Origin of the sequence: Agromyces mangrovi (assembly GCF_030296695.1) — a bacterium.
In the GTDB taxonomy this organism is placed as follows: Bacteria; Actinomycetota; Actinomycetes; order Actinomycetales; family Microbacteriaceae; genus Agromyces; species Agromyces mangrovi.
On record NZ_AP027737.1, the window covers coordinates 2104850 to 2123078 of the forward strand.

Here is an 18229-nt window from a genome sequence, read left to right on the forward strand (position 1 = left end):
CGCCGCCGACGTGATCGCTCGCGAGGGGTACTCCGGCGCCACCGTCAAGCAATTGGCTGACGCCGTCGGGCTGAGCCAGAACGGGCTGCTCCACTACTTCGGATCGAAGGATGCCCTCTTCACTGAGATCCTCCGTTTCCAGGACGATCGCAACGTCGTCGACATCGACCCCGAGCACAGTGACTTCGCCGCCGATCTCGTGGAGCGCATCCTCATCGCGGTGGACCACGAGACGGCGTCACCCGGCATGCCGCAGCTGATGCTCCGCCTCACCGGTGACGCCACCGAGTCCGATCATCCCGCCCACGAGTTCTTCCGATACCGCTACGAAGCCATCCGCCGGATCGTCGTCTCGGCGGTGGAGGAGCTTCGCGCGCGAGGTGAGGTGCCCGACGATGCCGACCCGCAGCGCATCGCTGCGCTCGTCTACGCGGCCTGGGACGGTCTGCGCACCCAGCGGATGTTCGACCCTGAGATCGACGTGCGCGAGAACATGACCTACTTGTTGCAGCGACTCGGGCTCCTCGCGCGGTAATCACTGAGTGCCGGTGTTCAGTGGTCGCCGTCGGATGCGCAAGCCTCCGCATTCGCCACACGGCGCGTAGGCGGAGTTCTGCCGAGCGAGGTATGGTGATACTGCGTTTCGTAAATGAAATGGCGTGTCATCATCAACCGGGGAGGCTTCCTCAATGACCCAGCGCAATCTCGCATTCCTCGAAGGGGCGCTCGCCGACAAGACGGCCATCGTCACGGGCGCGGGGCAGGGCCTCGGGCGCGACATCGCGATCGCCTTGACGCAGGCCGGAGCCCGCGTCGCCGTCGTCGATATCAACCCCGAGACGGCTGCTGCGGTCGCTGGGGAACTCGCCGACTACGGCGCCGCGGGAGTCGCGATCACCTGCGATGTCAGCAAGCGCGACCAGGTCGACGCCACAGTCGAGAAGGTCGTCGCCGAGTTCGGTGGCGTCGACGTCCTCGTCAACAACGCCCAGAACGTGCGAATGGTCCAGAAGCCGTTCATGGAGACCGACGACGAGCACCTGTTGACGCAACTCACCAGCGGTCTTTTCGGCACCTACTACTTCTTGCAGGCCTGCTCTGAGACGCTGAGAGCGCGCGGCGGACGTGTCATCAACCTCGGATCCGGGGCCGGCGTCTCCGGCAACGTGAACCACTTCTCGTACGCGGCGGCGAAGGAGGCGATTCGTGCGACCACGCGCGTGGTCGCACGAGAGTGGGGCAGGGACGGCGTACGGGTGAACGCGATCTGCCCCGCAGCATTCGACACCCCTGCGATGAAGGGCTTCCTCGAGCGGGCGGGCGAGGAACAGCTCGAGGGGATGTTGTCGCAGATCCCGCTTCACCGCTTCGGTGGCGGCGACGAGGTCGCCTCGGTCGCGGTGTTCCTCGCGAGCGATGCGTCGAGCTTCATGACGGGGCACACGCTCATGGTCGACGGCGGATCCAACATGGATGCCGGGCGCTGAGGCGCGGCATCCCGAAGAGAAGGATGAGTCACATGACAGGTCGGGTCGACGGCAAGGTTGCACTGATCACGGGCGCCGCGCGCGGAATGGGGGCCTCCCATGCGCGGCTGTTGCTGGCGGAGGGCGCATCGGTGGTCATCGGCGACATCCTCGATGACGACGGTGCAGCGCTCGCCGCGGAGTTGGGCGAGCGCGTGCGCTACGTGCACCTCGACGTCCGCGACTACGGGCAGTGGGAGGACGCGGTTGCCACAGCGGTCGGCGTATTCGGGGGTCTCGACATCCTGATCAACAACGCGGGCCTCGTCAAGAGCGCACCGATCGACGAGCACTCGATCGAGGACTGGGACCTGGTGATCGCGGTCAACCTGTCGGGTGCGTTCTACGGCATCCGCGCGGCGGCTGAGGCGCTGAAGGCATCGGGTCGAGGCTCGATCATCAACGTGTCATCCGATGCCGGCCTCCAGGGATACGAGAAGATCACCGGCTACAACGCCTCGAAGTTCGGGCTGCGCGGTCTCACGAAGAATGCGGCGCTGGACCTCGGCCGCTACAACATCCGGGTGAACACGGTGCACCCGGGGCTCATCCGGACGCCGATGGTTGCGGGGATCGAGTTCCCCCAGGATCATGTTGCGCTGCACCGCGTCGGTGAGATGGAGGAGCTCAGCAAGCTCGTGCTGTTCCTCGCGAGCGACGAGTCGTCGTTCTCTACCGGAGCGGAGTTCGTGGCGGATGGCGGAGAAAGCGCCGGGCTCGCTCGCTACTGAGCGCGGATGGTGAGGCAATGGGTGGCGTCGGGGCGGAGTCCCCGCCTGTCTCCTGCCGTCACGTGAGGGTGATTGCTCGGAACGCCTCGTCGAGCACTTCTGAGAAGGGCGTGTGCGGATGGCTCGCCGACCACAGTTCGAGCGCAACATCGAGGCATCCGAGGGCTGCCGCGGCGGCCGTGTGGCTCGCGAGCAGCGTGAGGTGAGGTTCGCGCTCTGCGAGCGCAGCAGCCAGTGCTGAACGCCACGAGGTGCGGCGCAGCCACATCGCTGCACTCAGGGAAGGGCTCGTCCAGGTGGTTGCGAGCAGGTCGAGCGCCCGTTCCGACGCCCCGGACTGCGCCTCGACGACGTCGTCGAGCGATCGCCGCAATGCGGTCCACGTGTCCTCGTCGTGCGGACGCTCCCTCAACCTGTCGGCGACCCGGTCCCCGACATTCATCAGTCCTTCGACGACCGCATCCGCCTTCGACCCCACGTGCCGGAGGTACGTGCTGCGGGATACCCCGGTCGCTGCCGCGAGGTCTTCCAGTGTCACGTTCTCGTAGCCGCGCTCGCTCACCAGATCGAGGGTCGCCTGCACGAGGGAGTTCCTCACAGCGGTCTGTGCGATCACGCGGGTGGGTTCGGGCATGGGATGACTCTACGGGGCCGCGTCTCGCAAGGACGGCGGCCCGAGCGCAGGCGGCGCTGCGGTGAGGCGACTGTGCCGCTCGCGAACGGGAGCGGGAGCTCAGCGGAGGCTGAATCCTCGGGGCAGGGGATCGTCGTCGGCGAGGGCGAAGCTGCAGGTGCCGATCGGATGAGCAGTTCCGGCGATCTCGGGGATCACGCCATCGGGGGTCGTCTCGGCGATGCGGGAGTGGAACCGTGTTCCGATGATCGAGTCGTGCGTGAGGCGCTCGCCATCGGTGAGCGCTCCGGTTGATGCGAGCAGCGCGGTCCGCGCTGCCGTTCCGGACCCGCAGGGTGACCGGTCGACCTGCCCGTCGGCGAAGATCGTGACGTTGCGCTGCCAGGGGCCGGTCTCGTTCCTCCCCAGGTCATCGAACAGGACTGTCCCGTAGACCCCGCCGAGTCGAGGGTCTTCGAGTTGTGCGGCGGGGTGGTCGTTGAGTGCCCACTTGATCTCCCGTCCGATGGCGATCAGGTCCGTGACATGTTCCGGCTGCACCGTGAGCCCGACCGAGTCCGCGGCGAGCGTGGCGTAGATGGCACCGCCGTAGACGAGATCGACAGTCACGATGCCGCGGGTGGTCTCGAGGGTGATCTCTCGCTGCAGCACTCGGGACTCCACGCTTCGGAAGATCACGCCGGTGGTTCGTCCTCGTGTGCGTTGCACTCGCGCTTGCACTCGGCCGCTCGGCACGTCGATCGTGACGACTGCTTCGCCGTCGTCGGGAGCAGTGACGCGGCCGGTGGTGACCGCCCAAGCGCCCAGCGCCATGGTGCCGTGCCCACAGGCAGTCGAGAATCCGTCCTTGTGCCAGAAGACGACCCCGAAGTCCGCTCCCGCATCGTCAGGCGGAGTGATGAAGCCGCCGTACATGTCGTCGTGTCCACGTGGTTCGAGACACAGGAATCGGCGGACGCGGTCGGGCTCTCCCGCCGCGGCATGCATCCGCCGCTCGGCCACCGATTCGCCCTCCGTCTCGACCGAGGTGACGATGCGAAACGGCTCGCCCGCGGTGTGCCAGTCCTGTGTGGTGATGCTGGGAGTCATCAGCGGTCGGCCTCCGGGGCGTGAGTGTCGAGCCGGGTGGAGACGGCGGCTGCGATGACCAGATCCTGCCAGGCCATCCCGCAGGTCTTCACCACGCGCGGGGAATCGAAGTTCACCGACGTCGCACCAGACGCGATCGCTCGGATGGTGATCAGCTGGTCCTCGTGCAGATGTCCCTCGGCGATGGCCATGATCACGTCGCCGGCCTCGGCGGTCGCCACCGCGCGTCCCTCGACGATCACCTGACTGCGCTCGAGGAGTCCGCCGGGGAGCTCCCGACGGTGCGGCTCGTGTGAACCGATCGCGATCACGGTCGCCCGCGACGCAACGTCCCCCGAGGTGAGCAGCGGCTCGGTCGCCGTGGTCGCGCACAGCACGATGTCGCACTCGGCGGCGATTCCGGGCGCTGCGGCAACGGCCTCGATGCCTTCGCCTCTCCAGGTCGCGGCGGCCCGGGCGCCCCGGTCGGGAGTCCGCCCGATCACGTGGATGCGGGACAGGGGACGGATGGCGGCCAGGGCTTCGACGTGCCTGCGTGCTTGCGGTCCCGTACCGAACACCGCGAGGGAGGATGCGTCGTCGGGTGTCACCAGGTCGGCCATGGCTGCCGAGACCGCCGGTGTGCGCAGTGATGTGAGTGCCGCACCGTCCAGCACGGCGGTCGGCGACAGAGAGCTGGAATCGAACAGCAGCATCAATCCCTGGATCCGGTGCGGTGCGTGCACGTTCTGCGGATCGGCGACGGTCAGCACCTTGCACCCCGCAAACGATCCGAGCTCACTCGGCATCAACAGGAACTGTCCCCCCACCAGAGGCGGCGACGAGCGCGGCGGCTGCGCGTTCGCATCGACGAGCGCGAGGGCCCGACGTACCGCATCGATCGCGTCGCGCATCGGCAAGGAGGCGCGGATGTCCTCCGCGCCGATGACGCGAATGGAGGGGCGGTCGGACACGGGTGTCACCCTATCGGCGGTCACCTCGGGTGGTGCATGGTTGTTGCGCAATAGTCGGGCGCTCGATTGTCGCACATGAGCCAGCCATCTAGCCTCGGTCGCTGACCGCCGCCGCGCGAGCGGGGCGGAGCGCACACGCTAGCCGTGCGCAGCCCACCGATGAAGTTGGAGGAACCGTGACCCGAACATCCCCTGTGCGCCGCGCCCCTGTCGCGCTCGGCGCCGCAATCGCCCTCGCCGCGGCGATCCTGCCGGCGATCCCCGCAGCGGCCGAGCCCGTTGCCTGCGTGGATCCCGGGTTCGGATCGCCGATGCATGTGACCGCGGACTGCGTCGACCCGACCTACGCGAATCCCGTGATCGACGCGATGACCGACGAGACCTCACCCGTGCCGCACCACCGGGTGGCGGGTCACTTCGAAGGTACCGACATCCAGTTCACGATCTACCTTCACGCCGAAGCGGACAAGGTGAAGTGGGAGGGCCGGTTCTTCCAGTACACGTACCCGACCGTGTTCACGCCAGGCGTGAACTTGGCGGAGGCGACCGATCGCGCGATCGGATTCGCGCTGGCGAGCGGCGGGTACGCCGTGCAGGCGGGGAACACGTCGCTGTCGCTCGGCTACCGCCACGCGGCCGCTGCGGCCAAGTTCGCCGAGACCGTCGCCGCCGACTACTACAGCAGTGACGAACCGATCTACGGCTACCTCTACGGACCCAGCGGCGGGTCCTTCCAGACGGTGGGCGCCGCGGAGAACACCGATGGAGTGTGGCAGGGCTTCGTGCCGATGGTGCAGGCGGTGCCGACGCCCAACAGCTACAACTTCAACGGACGCGCTGCCGCAGAACTCATCCTGGCGGACAAGGCCGACCTCATTCGCGACGCGCTCATGCCGGGCGGCAGTGGCGATCCTCATGCGGTCCTGGACGAAGCCGAGAGCGCGCTGTACGAGGAGGTGGCCAAGCTCGGCATCCCGGTCAAGGCATGGGAGAACCCCGAGTACCTCTTCGGCTACGACGAGCAGTTCTACGGCACCGGGGGCCTCAGCAGCGACGACCCGCTGTCGTACGACCCGACCTACGTCGACGACTTCTGGAACTCGCCTGGATATCTCGGCACGGAGGACTCCCCGCTCGGAGAGCGCGTTCGTGCCGCACTTCTCGAGATGGGCGACAGCGTCGGACATCGCTGGAACATCGCCAAACGGTTCGCCTATCGCTACCAGCTGCCGGCCGACGGCACGGGGTGGATCGCCCTCGACCAGTTCCGCAATCCGGATGGCTCTCCGATCCATCCGCAGCGCGCCGTGGGCGAGCCCGGCTTCTCGGGGTTCGTGTCCGGGTTCGCCGCGTTCGACGGCTCGGTGAACGGAAAAGTGATCGCCGTGTCGAACCTGTACGACACCGACGCCCTGCCGATTCACACCGACTGGTACCGCCAGCGGATCGAGGAGAGTCTGGGCGCCGCAACGTCCGACAACTACCGCCTCTACTTCACCGACCACGCAGACCACCAGGATGCGGTTCCCAGCGGAGAACGAGCGACGTACGCGGTCGACTGGTACGGCATCGTGGAACAGGCGCTGCGGGACATCGCGACATGGGCCGAAGGCGGCGCCGCGGCGCCGGCATCCACCCGGTACACGATCGAAGACGCGCAGATCGTCATCTCCGACAAGGCGCACGAGCGTGACGGCCTGCAGCCCAGCGTCGACATCACCACCGGCGGCGGCCAGATCATCACTGCAAAGGTGGGCCAAGCGGTTCCGATCGTGGCGACTGCTCGCGCCCCTCGAGGCGGTGGGCTGATCATCACCGCGGAGTGGGACTTCGACGGGGACGGCACCTACGATGCCCGGGGAGTCGCCTCCGCGAAGAAGAACGCGACAGTTTCGACGAAGCACGTGTTCAGCGAGCCCGGCACGTATTTCGTGAGCGTGAAGGTCGCAGCCGAACGCAACGGCGATGTCGACGCCGAGTACGCGCTCCTGCAGAACATCGACCGCGTCCGCGTGGTCGTGACCGAGTAGGCGCCGGCTTCGGAGCGGAGGGGTGCTTGCCGGCCGGGGCATCCCTCCGCTCCGCGGTGCCTGCCGATGTCCCGGGGCCGGTTCGGGAACATCGACGGCGCGGCGGTGTGCGCGGCTCGCACGTACTCTGACGGCCGCGCATGACGCAGCGCCCCGAGCTGTTCGCTCGGGGCGCCGCGTGGGGATCTACGCTCGGTCAGTCGTTCTTGCGCCGGCTGAACGGTGCGTTGCGCTCGGTGCGCACCGTGCGCACCGCTTCGGTCCCGCCCACGGCAGAGCCGGGGGTGGCCTCGGTGGCGGACTGCTCGCGGCGCGCGATCACCTCGGCGCTGATCTCCTTGATGCGGCCTTCCAGACGGTGGTAGTAGAGCGCGACGATGCCGACGAGCGCCGCGAAGATGGCCGGGATCCAGCTGGCCAGTGCGACGATCGCCGACTCGGCTTCCGCGGACTGGACGTCGAGGACGCCGTTGTAGCCGGCGATCGCCAGCACCGCACCGCCGATGCCCGACGCGATCGCCTGGCCCACCGTCGAGGAGAACGAGTACAGCGCGCCGCCGACGCTCTCCAGGCGACGGTTGCCCTTCCACTCGTTGTAGGTGGAGTTGTCGATGATGAGGATCGGGGCGAGGAAGTTGACTGGCAGCGCCGCGAGTGCGGTGAGTACGGACGAGACCATGATGATCGGGATGTTGTCGCCGGCGAAGATCATCACCAGGAACCCGATCGCACCCAGGAAGCTCGACACCGCGATCATGCGCGAGACCGAGAACCTGCGGATGAGCGCCGGGAAGAAGAACATCAGCGGGATCAGCGCGACGAACGAGATCGCGACGATCCCCTGCAGGGCCAGGTCGCCCACGATGTAGCGGAAGTAGTACGAGAGCGCGACGTTCGCCGCGTAGATGCCCACCAGCAGGGACATCGCCGAGAGCACCCACATGTACGGGTTCGTGCGCAGGACGAGGAAGATGTCGCGCAGGCGCACGGGCTCGGCGTCCGACTCCGGGGCGTCGGGCCGCTCCTTGAACACCCAGAAGCGCACCAGGCCGATGAGGGTGAACGGCACCGCCATGCAGATCGCGACGAACGACCACGCCGCAGGGTCCTTGCCGGCCGCGCCCACCGCGATCGGCATTCCGACCGTGATGAAGATCGCCACGATCACCGTGATGAGGCCCATCTTCGCCGACACGTCGCCATACTGCGCCCGTCGAGGGAAGACGCGCGCCGTGTACAGCGCGTTGTTCGCGTTGAACAGCGGCATGAACAGCGCGGTGAGGAAGAGGTAGGACGTGAAGATCCAGGCGTACTTGGCGACGTCCCCCAGCGCACCCGGCGTGGAGAACATGAACGCCGTCAGAGCCCAGCACGCGATGACGCTGAGCTCGAACGGGCGCGCCTTGCCCCACCGTGTCTCCGGAGCCCGGTCGACGATCCATCCGCTGAGCAGCGCACCGACCGCATCGATGATCTTCGCGGCGACCAGCAGTCCACCCACGATTGCCGGGTTGAGGGCGAGAGTGTCTGTGGCGTAGATCGTGAAGTAGCCGGTCAGCACGATCAGGGCATTCATCGAGAATGCCGGTGCCGACCAGGGGATCACGCGCCAGATCGAGACGCGGTCCTGCTTGGCGAGCGCCTTCTCTGCCGCGCGATCCTCAGTGGAGGCCTTCGCATCGGATTCCGGGTTGCGTGTCGACGTCATCGTCAAGTCCTGTTCATCCAGTTTGGCCGCGCACACCGCGCGTCGTTGAAAACGGTACGTCATGCGTTATTCGTAGACAAGCCTTCGCCCGAAGATCATGTTCTTTTGCGCAAGAGTGCGTGCGGGTTCCCATCCCGACTCTCTCGCCGTGGCAGGGTTGGTGCGATCCCGTGGCTCTCTCGCGCGCTCGACGAGCAGGCTCGCCGTCTGCCTCACTGCGAGCGGCGGTCGAGCCCGCACTGGGCGTGAAACAAGGAGAAGCACACCGATGACCCGCATCCCCGGAACGCCCGCCGTGTCGTCCAAGTGGCACCTCGGCGAGACGCCGTGGCAGGTGATTCCGCCGGCCTCGCCGCCACACGCTCGCGTGATCATCGACAACGACTTCGCCGGCGACCCCGACGATCTGTATCAGCTCGTCCATCACCTGCTCTCGCCGAGCGTCCAAATCCCGCTCGTCGTCGCCTCGCACCTTCGCCCTGACGACCCGTTCGATCCCAGCGGCCGTGGAGCCGAGAACGCGGAGACCGTCGCGCGTGATCTGTTCGGACGGATGGGGCTCGCCTCGACCGACCGCATCGTGCGCGGGTCCAACGACGCACTCACGGAGTCGACGATTCCGCAGCCGGCGCCCGCCGTCGACGCGATCATCGCGGAGGCGCTGCGCGACGATGAGCGGACGCTCTTCTACGTGGCCGGCGGCGGCCTCACCGACCTCGCCTCGGCGCTGCTGACCGAGCCGCGCATCGCCGAGCGGATGACGCTCATCTGGATCGGCGGCGCCGAGCACGACGGTCTTGCGGTACCGCCGCCGAATGCGATGCCGGTCGAGTACAACCTGCTGATCGACGTCACCGCAGGTCAGGTCGTCTTCGCCTCCGGCATCACGATCTGGCAGATCCCGCGCGACGTCTATCGGCAGTGCCTCGTGTCGGATGCAGAACTGCGCATGCGCGTCGCGGCCACGGGGCCCCTGGGTCGGTACCTGTACGACGAGATCGTCGCTGTGACGGGTCTGGTCGGCTCGCACATGGGCGGTGTGTCCGAGTCCTACGCGCTGGGCGATTCGCCGCTGGTGCTGCTGACCGCGTTGCAGTCCGTGTTCGAGCCCGACCCGTCGTCGAGTCGTCACGTCACGATGCCCACCCCTGCGATCGACGACGACGGCGGATACCACCCGGTCGAGGGCGCTCGCCCGATGCGCGTGTACACGTGGGTCGACACGCGGCTCATGTTCGAGGACATGTACCTGAAACTCGCCGAATTCGGCCGCTGGCAGGACGCCCCGGGCGAAGTCTCCAAGGAAGCGCGATGAACACCGAAACCACTTCCGATCGCACGGTGGGCGCTCTGCGCCCTGTCGACGTACGCGTCGACGACCTCATCTCCCGGATGACCCTGGAAGAGAAGGCCGGCCAGCTCACCCAGTACTTCTACTTCGGAACGAGCGACGCGTTGACGGATGACGAGATCGAGGCGCTCCCCGGCGAGCAGCAGTCGGCCGCTCGACAGTCGAAGCTGGTCACCTCGGCGATCGCATCCGGCCGTGCCGGTTCCGCGTTGTTCGTGTCGGACCCGCAATTGGCAAACCGTCTGCAGCGCTACGCGGTCGACGAGAGCAGGCTGGGCATCCCGCTGATGTTCGGGTTCGATGTCATTCACGGGATGCGCACGATCTTCCCCGTGCCGATCGCTCTCGCCGCGTCGTGGAACCCGGAGACCATCGAGACTGCGCAGGCCGTCGCGGCGCGTGAGGCTCGCGCGCACGGGATCCACTGGGCGTTCGCGCCGATGATCGACGTCGCGCGCGACGCTCGCTGGGGGCGCATCGTCGAGGGCGCCGGGGAGGACCCCTATCTGGCTGCCAAGGTTGCGGCGGCTCAAGTTCGCGGGTTCCAGGGGGATCTCGGCTCCGACCGGATCCTCGCGGGTCCGAAGCACTTCGCCGGGTACGGCGCGGCACGTGGTGGTCGCGACTACGAGGACGCGGAGATCAGCGATTCCGAGTTCTACAACGTCTACCTGCCGCCGTTCCGCGCAGCGATCGAGGCCGGCGCCGGCAACATCATGAGTGCGTACATGGACCTCAATGGAGTTCCCGCAAGCGGTAATCCCTGGCTGCTCACGCAGGTGCTGCGCGGGGAACTCGGATTCGACGGGTTCACCGTCTCCGATGCGAACGCGGTGAAGTCGCTCCAGACGCAGCATTTCGCAGCCTCGTCACACGACGCCGCGGTGCGCGCCGTCAACGCCGGCCTCGACATGGAGATGTGCATGTTCGACCCGGCCTTTGCGAACCTGCCTGCCGCCGTCGCAGCGGGGCAGGTCGACGAGGCGGTGCTCGATGCCGCGGTGCGCCGCGTGCTCACCGCGAAGATCGAGCTCGGCCTCTTCGAGCACCCGTACGTCGACGAGACCGCTGCCGTCGAAGTGCTCGCCGACCCCGCGCATCGCGAACGGGCCAAGGACGCCGCGACGCGGTCGACGGTGCTGCTGAAGAACGACGCGATCCTGCCGCTGGATCCGGCCGCCCGCGAGTCGATCGCAGTGATCGGCCAGCTTGCCGACAGCCCACGCGACACCATCGGGCCGTGGGTGTTCGCCTACGACATCGACGAGACGGTCACGATCCTCGACGGCATTCGCGCCCAGGTCGGCGATGCGGCCACCGTCGCGCATGCGCCCGGCGCGAGCATCCCCGGCCGCCTGTATCCGTCGTTGTTCGACGGGTCCGACCGACACCTCGCCGTCACGCCAGCGGACTACGACGACGACGCCGAGATCGAACGCGCGGTGGCACTGGCGGACGCGTCCGACATCGCCGTGGTCGTCGTCGGCGAGCGACAGAACCAGATCGGCGAGTTGGCCTCGCGCTCGAGCCTGGATCTCCCGGGGCGGCAGCTCGAGCAACTTCAGCGGATCGCTGCGACCGGCACCCCGATCGTGCTGCTGGTGATGTCTGGACGCCCGCTCGACCTGCGCTGGGCCGACGACAACGTCCCCGCGATCGCGCAGGTCTGGTACCCGGGCACCCGAGGCGGCGAGGCCATCGCCGCGCTGCTGTTCGGCGAGGCATCGCCTGCCGGCCGACTGCCATTCACGTGGCCGCGTCACGTCGGCCATGTACCGGTGACGTACGCGCATCTGAACACGTTCGAACCGCAGAATGCCGACAAGCGGTATTGGGACGAGGAGTCGACCCCGCTGTACCCGTTCGGCCATGGACTCGGCTACGGCTCGTTCGAGTACACCGACCTGAGGGTGGACCGAGAAGCCATCCCCATCGGAGGTGCGGTCACCGTCGCGGTCGACGTCACGAACACGTCCGGTCGCGATGCCGATGAGGTCGTGCAGCTCTACCTGCATCAGCGGCACGGTCGGGCGTCTCGTCCAGTGCGAGAACTGAAGGGATTCTCGCGCGTGTCGATCGGCGCCGGGGACACCCGTACCGTCACGTTCGACATCGGCCCCGCCGAGCTGAGGTACTGGAGTGCCGCGACCCGGGAGTGGGTGCAGGATGCAACGGAGTTCGACGTGTGGGTGGGCGGCAGTTCGGCAGCAACGCTCGCGTGCGAGTTCGCGGTGACGGGCATCGCAGCTGAGGGGGCCGTCGAGTAGCGCTCAGCGTGGTCTCGTCGAGCCCCGCACGACGAGCGTGCACGGAAGCTCGATGCGGTCGTGCACGGCGTCGTCGTGGCGGCGCAGTTCGGGGACGAGCTCGATCGCGCGCGCCGCCATGTCGCGCAGCGGTTGGTGGACGCTCGTCAGCGGGGGCCGCGAGCTCGCGGCGCGCGGCTCGTCGTTGAAGCCGACGACGCTGAGGTCCTCGGGGATCCGCTTGCCCGCTCGCGCGGCGGCGCGATAGACCGCCAGTGCCATCTCGTCGTTGCACGCGAACACCCCGACGCGCGACTTGTCGGTCACGAGTTTCATCAGGTCGGCGGTGAGCGGGGAATCGGTCCAGCGCGAGTCGACATGTGCGATCTCCGCGTCCGGGCGGAGCTCGGCGATCGCCTGACGGAAGCCCTCCTCGCGCGCGCGACCGAATCGGTAGCGCGGCACGCCCGTGACCACGGCGAACCGTTCGACGTCGCAGCCGGCCAGGTGTGCGCCGGCGTCGTAGCCGCCCTGCCAGTCGGTGGTTCCCACGCTGGCGAGCTCGCCTTCGGGGTCCGACATCGGGTCGAGCAGCACGATCGGGATGCGCAGTCCGCGGATCTGGGCGAGCTGACTCGCCGTGGGGCGGATGATGCCGATGACGACGCCCGTCGGGCGGCGGGTGGCGACGCGGGTCGGCCAGTCGTCCGAGGGGTCCGGGCGGTCGAGGGTGAGCACCAGGTCGAATCCGAGCCGGAACGCAGCTTCGCGGGCTCCGGTGGTCATCGCGTCGGTCCACGCGTCGTCGAAGCTCCCGAGCACGAATTCTATGAGGCGGGGATCGAGGGTCGTCGGGCGGCCGCGGGGGCCGCTCGAGCGCTCGTAGCCGAGCGTCCGAGCGATCTCCGCGACGCGCTCCCGGGTACCTCGGGTCAGGTCGCCCCTCCCCGAGAGCGCGCGCGACGCCGTGCCGACCGACACGCCGGCGGCCTCGGCGACGTCCTTGAGCGTGACCGTCGTCGCAGGTTCCGACATCCCCACTCCTTCGTGTTTGCGCAAATATCGGCATCGAGGATACCGCGCCGCATGCTCCCGTGGTGGAACCCTCGTCGATCCGCCGTGAATTGCGCAAATTCAGGCGATCGCGTTGTCGCCCTCCAGCGGGCCTGCCTACCATCCTCCCGAACCACCGCGTCAGGAGACAGTCATGGCCGACCTCTCGGCACCTACCGCCCCGCGTTTCGAGCACCGCACGGACGCCGGTCCGGTGCTCGGCATCGCCACCCCGACCCCCGCCTGTCGTGGACGGTCGCGACCGCCCCCGCCGACTACCGACAGGCCGCGTACGAGCTCGACATCCAGCGCGATGGCACGTCGCGACGCTGGGTCGTCGATTCAGATGAACAGGTGCTCGTCGCGTGGCCGGACGCACCACTGGACTCGCGGGAGTCCGCCACGGTCCGAGTGCGCGTGCGCGGTGCGCGCCGGGACGAATGGAGCGAGTGGAGCCCGGCGGCGACCGTCGAGGCGGGGCTGCTCGGCGAGGCGGAGTGGAGCGCGCGATTCATCTCGCCGGTCGGCATCGGCGGTCTCCGCCAGGCAGCGCCCGAACTGCGCGGCAGGATCGACATCCCGGGCAAGGTCGCCAAGGCGCGCCTGCACGCCACCGCACACGGCGTGTACACCGCGCGCATGAACGGCATGCAGGTCGACGACACGGTGCTCGCCCCCGGCTGGACCGCGTACCAGGAGCGACTGCGCACCCGGGTGTACGACGTCACCGACCTCATCCACCAGGGTGCCAACACTCTCGACATCACGCTCGGCAACGGCTGGTGGCGCGGGCGCTTCGGCTTCCTCGGCAAGCGCGCGATCTACGGCGATCGGCTCGCTGCCCTCGCGCAGCTCGAGGTGACGACCGAGGACGGCACCGTGCACGTGCTCGGCACCGACGAGCAGTGGCGGGCACGGGCCACCGGCATTCTGTGCGACGACATCTACGACGGCCAGACCACCGACCTGCGGGTCGACTCGGACGCGCCCTTCGCGCAGCCGGTCGAATCGGTGGAGGCCGACCTCGCCCTCCTGGTGGGCGAGGACGGCCCGCCGATGCGGGTGACCGAGGTCATCCCGGCGGCATCCGTCTCGATCTCGCCGTCGGGCCGCACGGTCGTGGACTTCGGGCAGAATGTGGTCGGCTGGGTGCGCATCACCGCGCGCGGTGCTGCGACCGGCGACGAGGTCGTCGTGCGCCATGCCGAGGTGCTCGAGCGCGGTGAACTCGCGATCGAGCCGCTGCGCAGTGCCAGGGCCACCGACACGTACTACCTGAGCGGAGCCGGGTCGGAGACGCTCGAGCCTTGCTTCACGTTCCACGGCTTCCGCTACATCGACGTGACGGGCCTGGACGACGTGCGCGCCGAGGACTTCGACGCGGTCGTGCTGGGAAGCGACCTCGAGCGCACCGGGTGGTTCACGTCTTCGCACGAACTGCTCGACCGCTTCCACGAGAACGTCGTATGGGGCATGCGCGGAAACTTCCTCGATGTGCCCACCGACTGCCCGCAGCGGGATGAGCGACTCGGCTGGACCGGCGATATCCAGATCTTCGCGCCGACGGCATCCTTCCTCTACGACTCCGCAGGGTTCCTCACATCCTGGTTGGCCGACCTCGCCGCGGAGCAGGACGAGCGTGGCCGTGTGCCGCACGTCGTCCCCGACATCCTGCGCACCGAGCTCTCGTGGTCACCCGGGGCCGCGTGGGGGGACGCCGCAACCATCGTCCCGTGGACGATCTGGGAGCGCACCGGAGACCGCAACGTCCTGGAGCGCCAGCTGCCGAGCATGAAGGCGTGGGTCGACTGCATTCGAGCCGAGGCCGGAGACGACCTGGTGTGGCGCGGCGGCGCGCAGTTCGGCGACTGGCTCGATCCGACGGCACCCGAGGAGGACGCGGCGCGTGCCAAGGCCGATCCGAATGTCGTCGCCACGGCCCACTTCGCCCGGTCCGCGCAGATCGTCGCGTGGGCGGCTGAGGTGGTCGGGGCGGATGGCCTCGCGCAGGAGTACGACGCACTCGCAGCCGCGGTCCGCGCGGCGTTCGTGCGCGAGTTCGTCACGGGGTCCGGGCTGGTCTTCTCAGATGCCCAGACGGTGTACGCGCTCGCGCTTCATTGGAACCTGATCGAGGAGCCGGCGCTGCGCGCGCGAGCCGCGGCCCGGCTCGCAGACCTGGTCCGTGCATCGGGGTTCCGGATCGCCACCGGTTTCGTCGGAACGCCGATCATCTGCGACGCGCTCACGGACACCGGGTATGCCGAGATCGCCCACCGCCTGCTGCTCCAGACCCGGGTTCCGTCGTGGCTGTACCCGGTCACGATGGGCGCCACCACCGTGTGGGAGCGCTGGGACAGCATGCTGCCGGACGGCAGCGTCAACGGCAGCGGTATGACGTCGTTCAACCACTACGCGCTCGGCAGTGTCGTCGACTGGCTGCACCGACGCGTCGCCGGCCTCGCGCCGTCGAACGCTGGCTACCGGACCATCGCCGTCCGTCCGGTGCCGCCGAAGGCGCTCACGCGCGCAGCGGCCAGCCATCGCACGCCATACGGGATGGCGAGCGTGGCCTGGTTGCGCGAGAACGGCGAATGGACGCTGGAGGTCGAGCTCCCCGTCGGCACGACGGGGGTCGTCGAACTGCCGTGGGGTCAGCCGGCGGTGGAGGTCGGACATGGGCGCCACGAGTGGCGCCTCGCCGAACCGTCCATCGAGGCGGTCGCCCCGAAGACCATCCGCGACATCGTCGACGACGAAGCATTGTGGGACCGGCTCGTCGAAGTGTCGTCGGAGATGGGGGTCATCGACTCCGACGTGCGGATCGCCCGTCTGCTCGAACCGATGTACGACCACCCCGCCGCCGCGATCGGCGACGCGGTGTGGACGCGGTTCTGGCCGTCCGACGCGGCCAAGGACGCGCTCGCGAAGATCCTCGACTGACCACCTGACGAAATCGAACCCATGCGTCGCGACACGCCGTCGTGGTGCGACCCGAACAAGGAGACACACATGCCGACATTCCACGCCCGTTCGAACATCGCCGATGTGGTGGCGCAGGCCGACGCCCGGGAGGCGATCCGGGGGATTGCGCCCGAGGTGCTCGACTCGCCGCTCGCGAACGGCGAGACATCCTTCCCGCTCGCGCGCATCCTCGGTGTGATCCTCGATGGCGGCGACCCGCGGATCGCTGAGCTCGTCGCAGCGCTCGGCGGGATCGAGGACCGGACCCCGCGTCCGCCGGTCGGCGAGCCGATCGTCCCGACCTCCGACTACGAGGGCGACGACGTCGCGCCCGCGAGCGCCGACGTCACGCTCCCGGTGGGCGCGGCGGCGAATCGCATGGCCGAGCTCGCGATCGCCGGCCCCAGCCACGGCAACCCGTTCGTCGACGTGGACCTCACCGCGGTGTTCACGTTCGGCGAGCGCGAACTGCACGTCGGCGGCTTCTACGACGGCGACGGCCGATACCTGATCCGCTTCCTGCCGCCGGTTCCGGGTGCATGGACGTTCGTCACCGCGTCGAACGCGCGCTCGCTCGACGGGATCGACGGCGTGCTCGAGATCGTGCCGGGCGACGCCCCGGGCGCCGTGCACGCGGACGGGATGCACTTCGCGCACGCCGACGGGACGCCCTTCGTCCCGGCCGGGACGACGTCGTACGCCTGGACCCACCAGGAGGACGAGCGCCAGGAGCAGACCCTGGCCGCGTTGGCGCAGACATCCTTCAACAAGCTGCGGATGGGCCTGTTCCCCAAGCACTTCATCTACAACGAGAACGAGCCCGAGCGCTTCGTCTTCCCACGTGAGGGCGACGGGTGGGACACGACCCGCTTCGACCTGGACTTCTTCCGCCACCTCGAGAAGCGCATCGACCAGCTCGACGGACTCGGCATCCAGGCGGACCTCATCTTCTTCCACCCGTACGACCGGTGGGGCTTCGCGGAGCTCGGCGCAGCAGTCGACGACCGGTACGTGGCGTACGTCGTGCGCCGCCTCGCCGCCTACCCGAACGTCTGGTGGTCGCTCGCCAACGAGTACGACCTGCTCCTGACGAAGGATGCGGAGGACTGGGATCGCATCGGCACGCTGGTGCGCGAGAACGACCCGTTCGACCACCCGCTGTCGATCCACAACTGGGTCGACATCTGGGACTACTCCTCGCCGTGGGCGACGCATGCAAGCATCCAGTACGGAGAGCTGCTCGGCGGCAAGGTCCGGGAGTGGCGTCGGGCATGGAGCAAGCCCGTGGTGGTCGACGAGTGCGGCTACGAGGGTGACATCGACCAGGGGTGGGGCTTCCTCACCGCCGAGGAGGAGGTCGCGCGGTTCTGGGCCATCGCGATGAGCGGCGGCTACGCGACCCACGGCGAGACGTACTGGGCCGAGGGTGACGTCGTGTTCTGGGCCAAGGGCGGCGAGTTGCGCGGAGCAAGCCCTGCGCGCATCGCATTCCTGCAGTCGCTGATCGCCGACTCGCCGACCGGTCGCCTGGAGCCGCTGCCCTCCGACTTCGACGCCGTCCATGCCGGCGTGGCCGGGGAGTACGTCCTGATCTCCTTCGGTGGGGGCCAGCCCGCGTTCCGTACCGTCACGGTGCCAGACGGCGTGCGCGCCCGCATCGAGGTCATCGACGCGTGGAACATGACGATCGAGCCGGTGGCCGGTCTGCACGAGGGTGCGGTCCGCGTCGAGCTGCCCGGGCGTCCGCACACCGCGATCCGCTGGATCGCCGAGTCGGCTTCGGCCTGACGCACCCACCTCGAAGGTTATTGCGCAACAAGTGCAGGTGAGTTGCGCAATAACCAGAGAGGCCGTTGCACCCCGTTCGAGGCCCTCCGTACGGTCATCACCGGGAACAGCACACACCTGCACCGAGGTTCCTCCGCCGGCATGACGCCGGCGACC

General features: G+C 68.3%; 13 protein-coding genes. 8 read left to right on the plus strand and 5 right to left on the minus strand.

Annotated features, from left to right (window positions below):
* The first annotated feature begins 10 nt into the window (after nucleotides 1-10).
* From QUE38_RS10020 to QUE38_RS10030, 3 genes are all read left to right on the plus strand, one after another.
* Entirely contained in the window at nucleotides 11-535 is a 525-nt protein-coding gene (locus tag QUE38_RS10020; RefSeq protein WP_286307886.1) for a TetR/AcrR family transcriptional regulator, read from the plus strand.
* A 154-nt stretch (nucleotides 536-689) separates the two neighbouring features.
* On the plus strand, nucleotides 690-1487 hold the full coding sequence (locus QUE38_RS10025) for an SDR family NAD(P)-dependent oxidoreductase (RefSeq protein WP_286307888.1): 798 nt from the start codon (nucleotides 690-692) through the stop codon (nucleotides 1485-1487).
* Nucleotides 1488-1519: 32 nt separating this feature from the next.
* Nucleotides 1520-2257: an SDR family oxidoreductase gene (locus QUE38_RS10030; RefSeq protein ID WP_286307890.1), complete on the plus strand. Its 738-nt coding sequence runs from the start codon at nucleotides 1520-1522 to the stop codon at nucleotides 2255-2257.
* 58 nt (nucleotides 2258-2315) lie between these two features.
* Here the strand turns inward: QUE38_RS10030 and QUE38_RS10035 are convergent, their stop codons facing one another.
* The 3 genes from QUE38_RS10035 to QUE38_RS10045 form a co-directional block, all read right to left on the minus strand.
* A complete protein-coding gene (locus QUE38_RS10035; RefSeq protein WP_286307891.1) occupies nucleotides 2316-2891 on the minus strand; it encodes a TetR/AcrR family transcriptional regulator in 576 nt (191 codons plus the stop codon).
* Between the two features lie 99 nt (nucleotides 2892-2990).
* Nucleotides 2991-3980, minus strand: coding sequence for a proline racemase family protein (locus QUE38_RS10040; RefSeq protein ID WP_286307893.1), 990 nt, complete (start codon nucleotides 3978-3980; stop codon nucleotides 2991-2993).
* Nucleotides 3980-4933: an ornithine cyclodeaminase family protein gene (locus tag QUE38_RS10045; RefSeq protein ID WP_286307895.1), complete on the minus strand. Its 954-nt coding sequence runs from the start codon at nucleotides 4931-4933 to the stop codon at nucleotides 3980-3982. The genes QUE38_RS10040 and QUE38_RS10045 overlap by 1 nt, the downstream gene beginning before the upstream one ends.
* A gap of 311 nt (nucleotides 4934-5244) precedes the next feature.
* On the opposite strand from QUE38_RS10045, the gene QUE38_RS10050 reads away from it, so the two are divergent.
* Complete coding sequence (locus QUE38_RS10050) at nucleotides 5245-6963, plus strand: PKD domain-containing protein (protein WP_286307897.1); 1719 nt, start codon at nucleotides 5245-5247, stop codon at nucleotides 6961-6963.
* Nucleotides 6964-7159: 196 nt separating this feature from the next.
* Here QUE38_RS10050 and QUE38_RS10055 read toward each other — a convergent pair whose 3' ends face one another.
* Entirely contained in the window at nucleotides 7160-8671 is a 1512-nt protein-coding gene (locus QUE38_RS10055) for an MFS transporter (protein WP_286307900.1), read from the minus strand.
* Between the two features lie 268 nt (nucleotides 8672-8939).
* On the opposite strand from QUE38_RS10055, the gene QUE38_RS10060 reads away from it, so the two are divergent.
* Both QUE38_RS10060 and QUE38_RS10065 read left to right on the plus strand, forming a co-directional pair.
* Entirely contained in the window at nucleotides 8940-9986 is a 1047-nt protein-coding gene (locus tag QUE38_RS10060) for a nucleoside hydrolase (protein ID WP_286307901.1), read from the plus strand.
* Nucleotides 9983-12289 carry a glycoside hydrolase family 3 N-terminal domain-containing protein gene (locus tag QUE38_RS10065; RefSeq protein ID WP_286307902.1) on the plus strand — a complete coding sequence of 769 codons (2307 nt, stop codon included), beginning with the start codon at nucleotides 9983-9985 and terminating at the stop codon, nucleotides 12287-12289. The genes QUE38_RS10060 and QUE38_RS10065 overlap by 4 nt, the downstream gene beginning before the upstream one ends.
* Before the next feature lie 3 nt (nucleotides 12290-12292).
* On the opposite strand, the gene QUE38_RS10070 is transcribed toward QUE38_RS10065, so the two are convergent.
* Nucleotides 12293-13303, minus strand: a complete 1011-nt coding sequence (locus tag QUE38_RS10070) for a LacI family DNA-binding transcriptional regulator (RefSeq protein ID WP_286307904.1) — start codon at nucleotides 13301-13303, stop codon at nucleotides 12293-12295.
* A 51-nt stretch (nucleotides 13304-13354) separates the two neighbouring features.
* Here QUE38_RS10070 and QUE38_RS10075 point away from each other — a divergent pair, with 51 nt between their 5' ends.
* Both QUE38_RS10075 and QUE38_RS10080 read left to right on the plus strand, forming a co-directional pair.
* The gene (locus QUE38_RS10075) at nucleotides 13355-16264 is read left to right on the plus strand and encodes an alpha-L-rhamnosidase (RefSeq protein ID WP_459076950.1); all 2910 of its coding nucleotides are present in this window, start codon (nucleotides 13355-13357) and stop codon (nucleotides 16262-16264) included.
* 69 nt (nucleotides 16265-16333) lie between these two features.
* Entirely contained in the window at nucleotides 16334-18073 is a 1740-nt protein-coding gene (locus QUE38_RS10080; RefSeq protein WP_286307908.1) for a DUF5605 domain-containing protein, read from the plus strand.
* Nucleotides 18074-18229 lie beyond the last annotated feature (156 nt).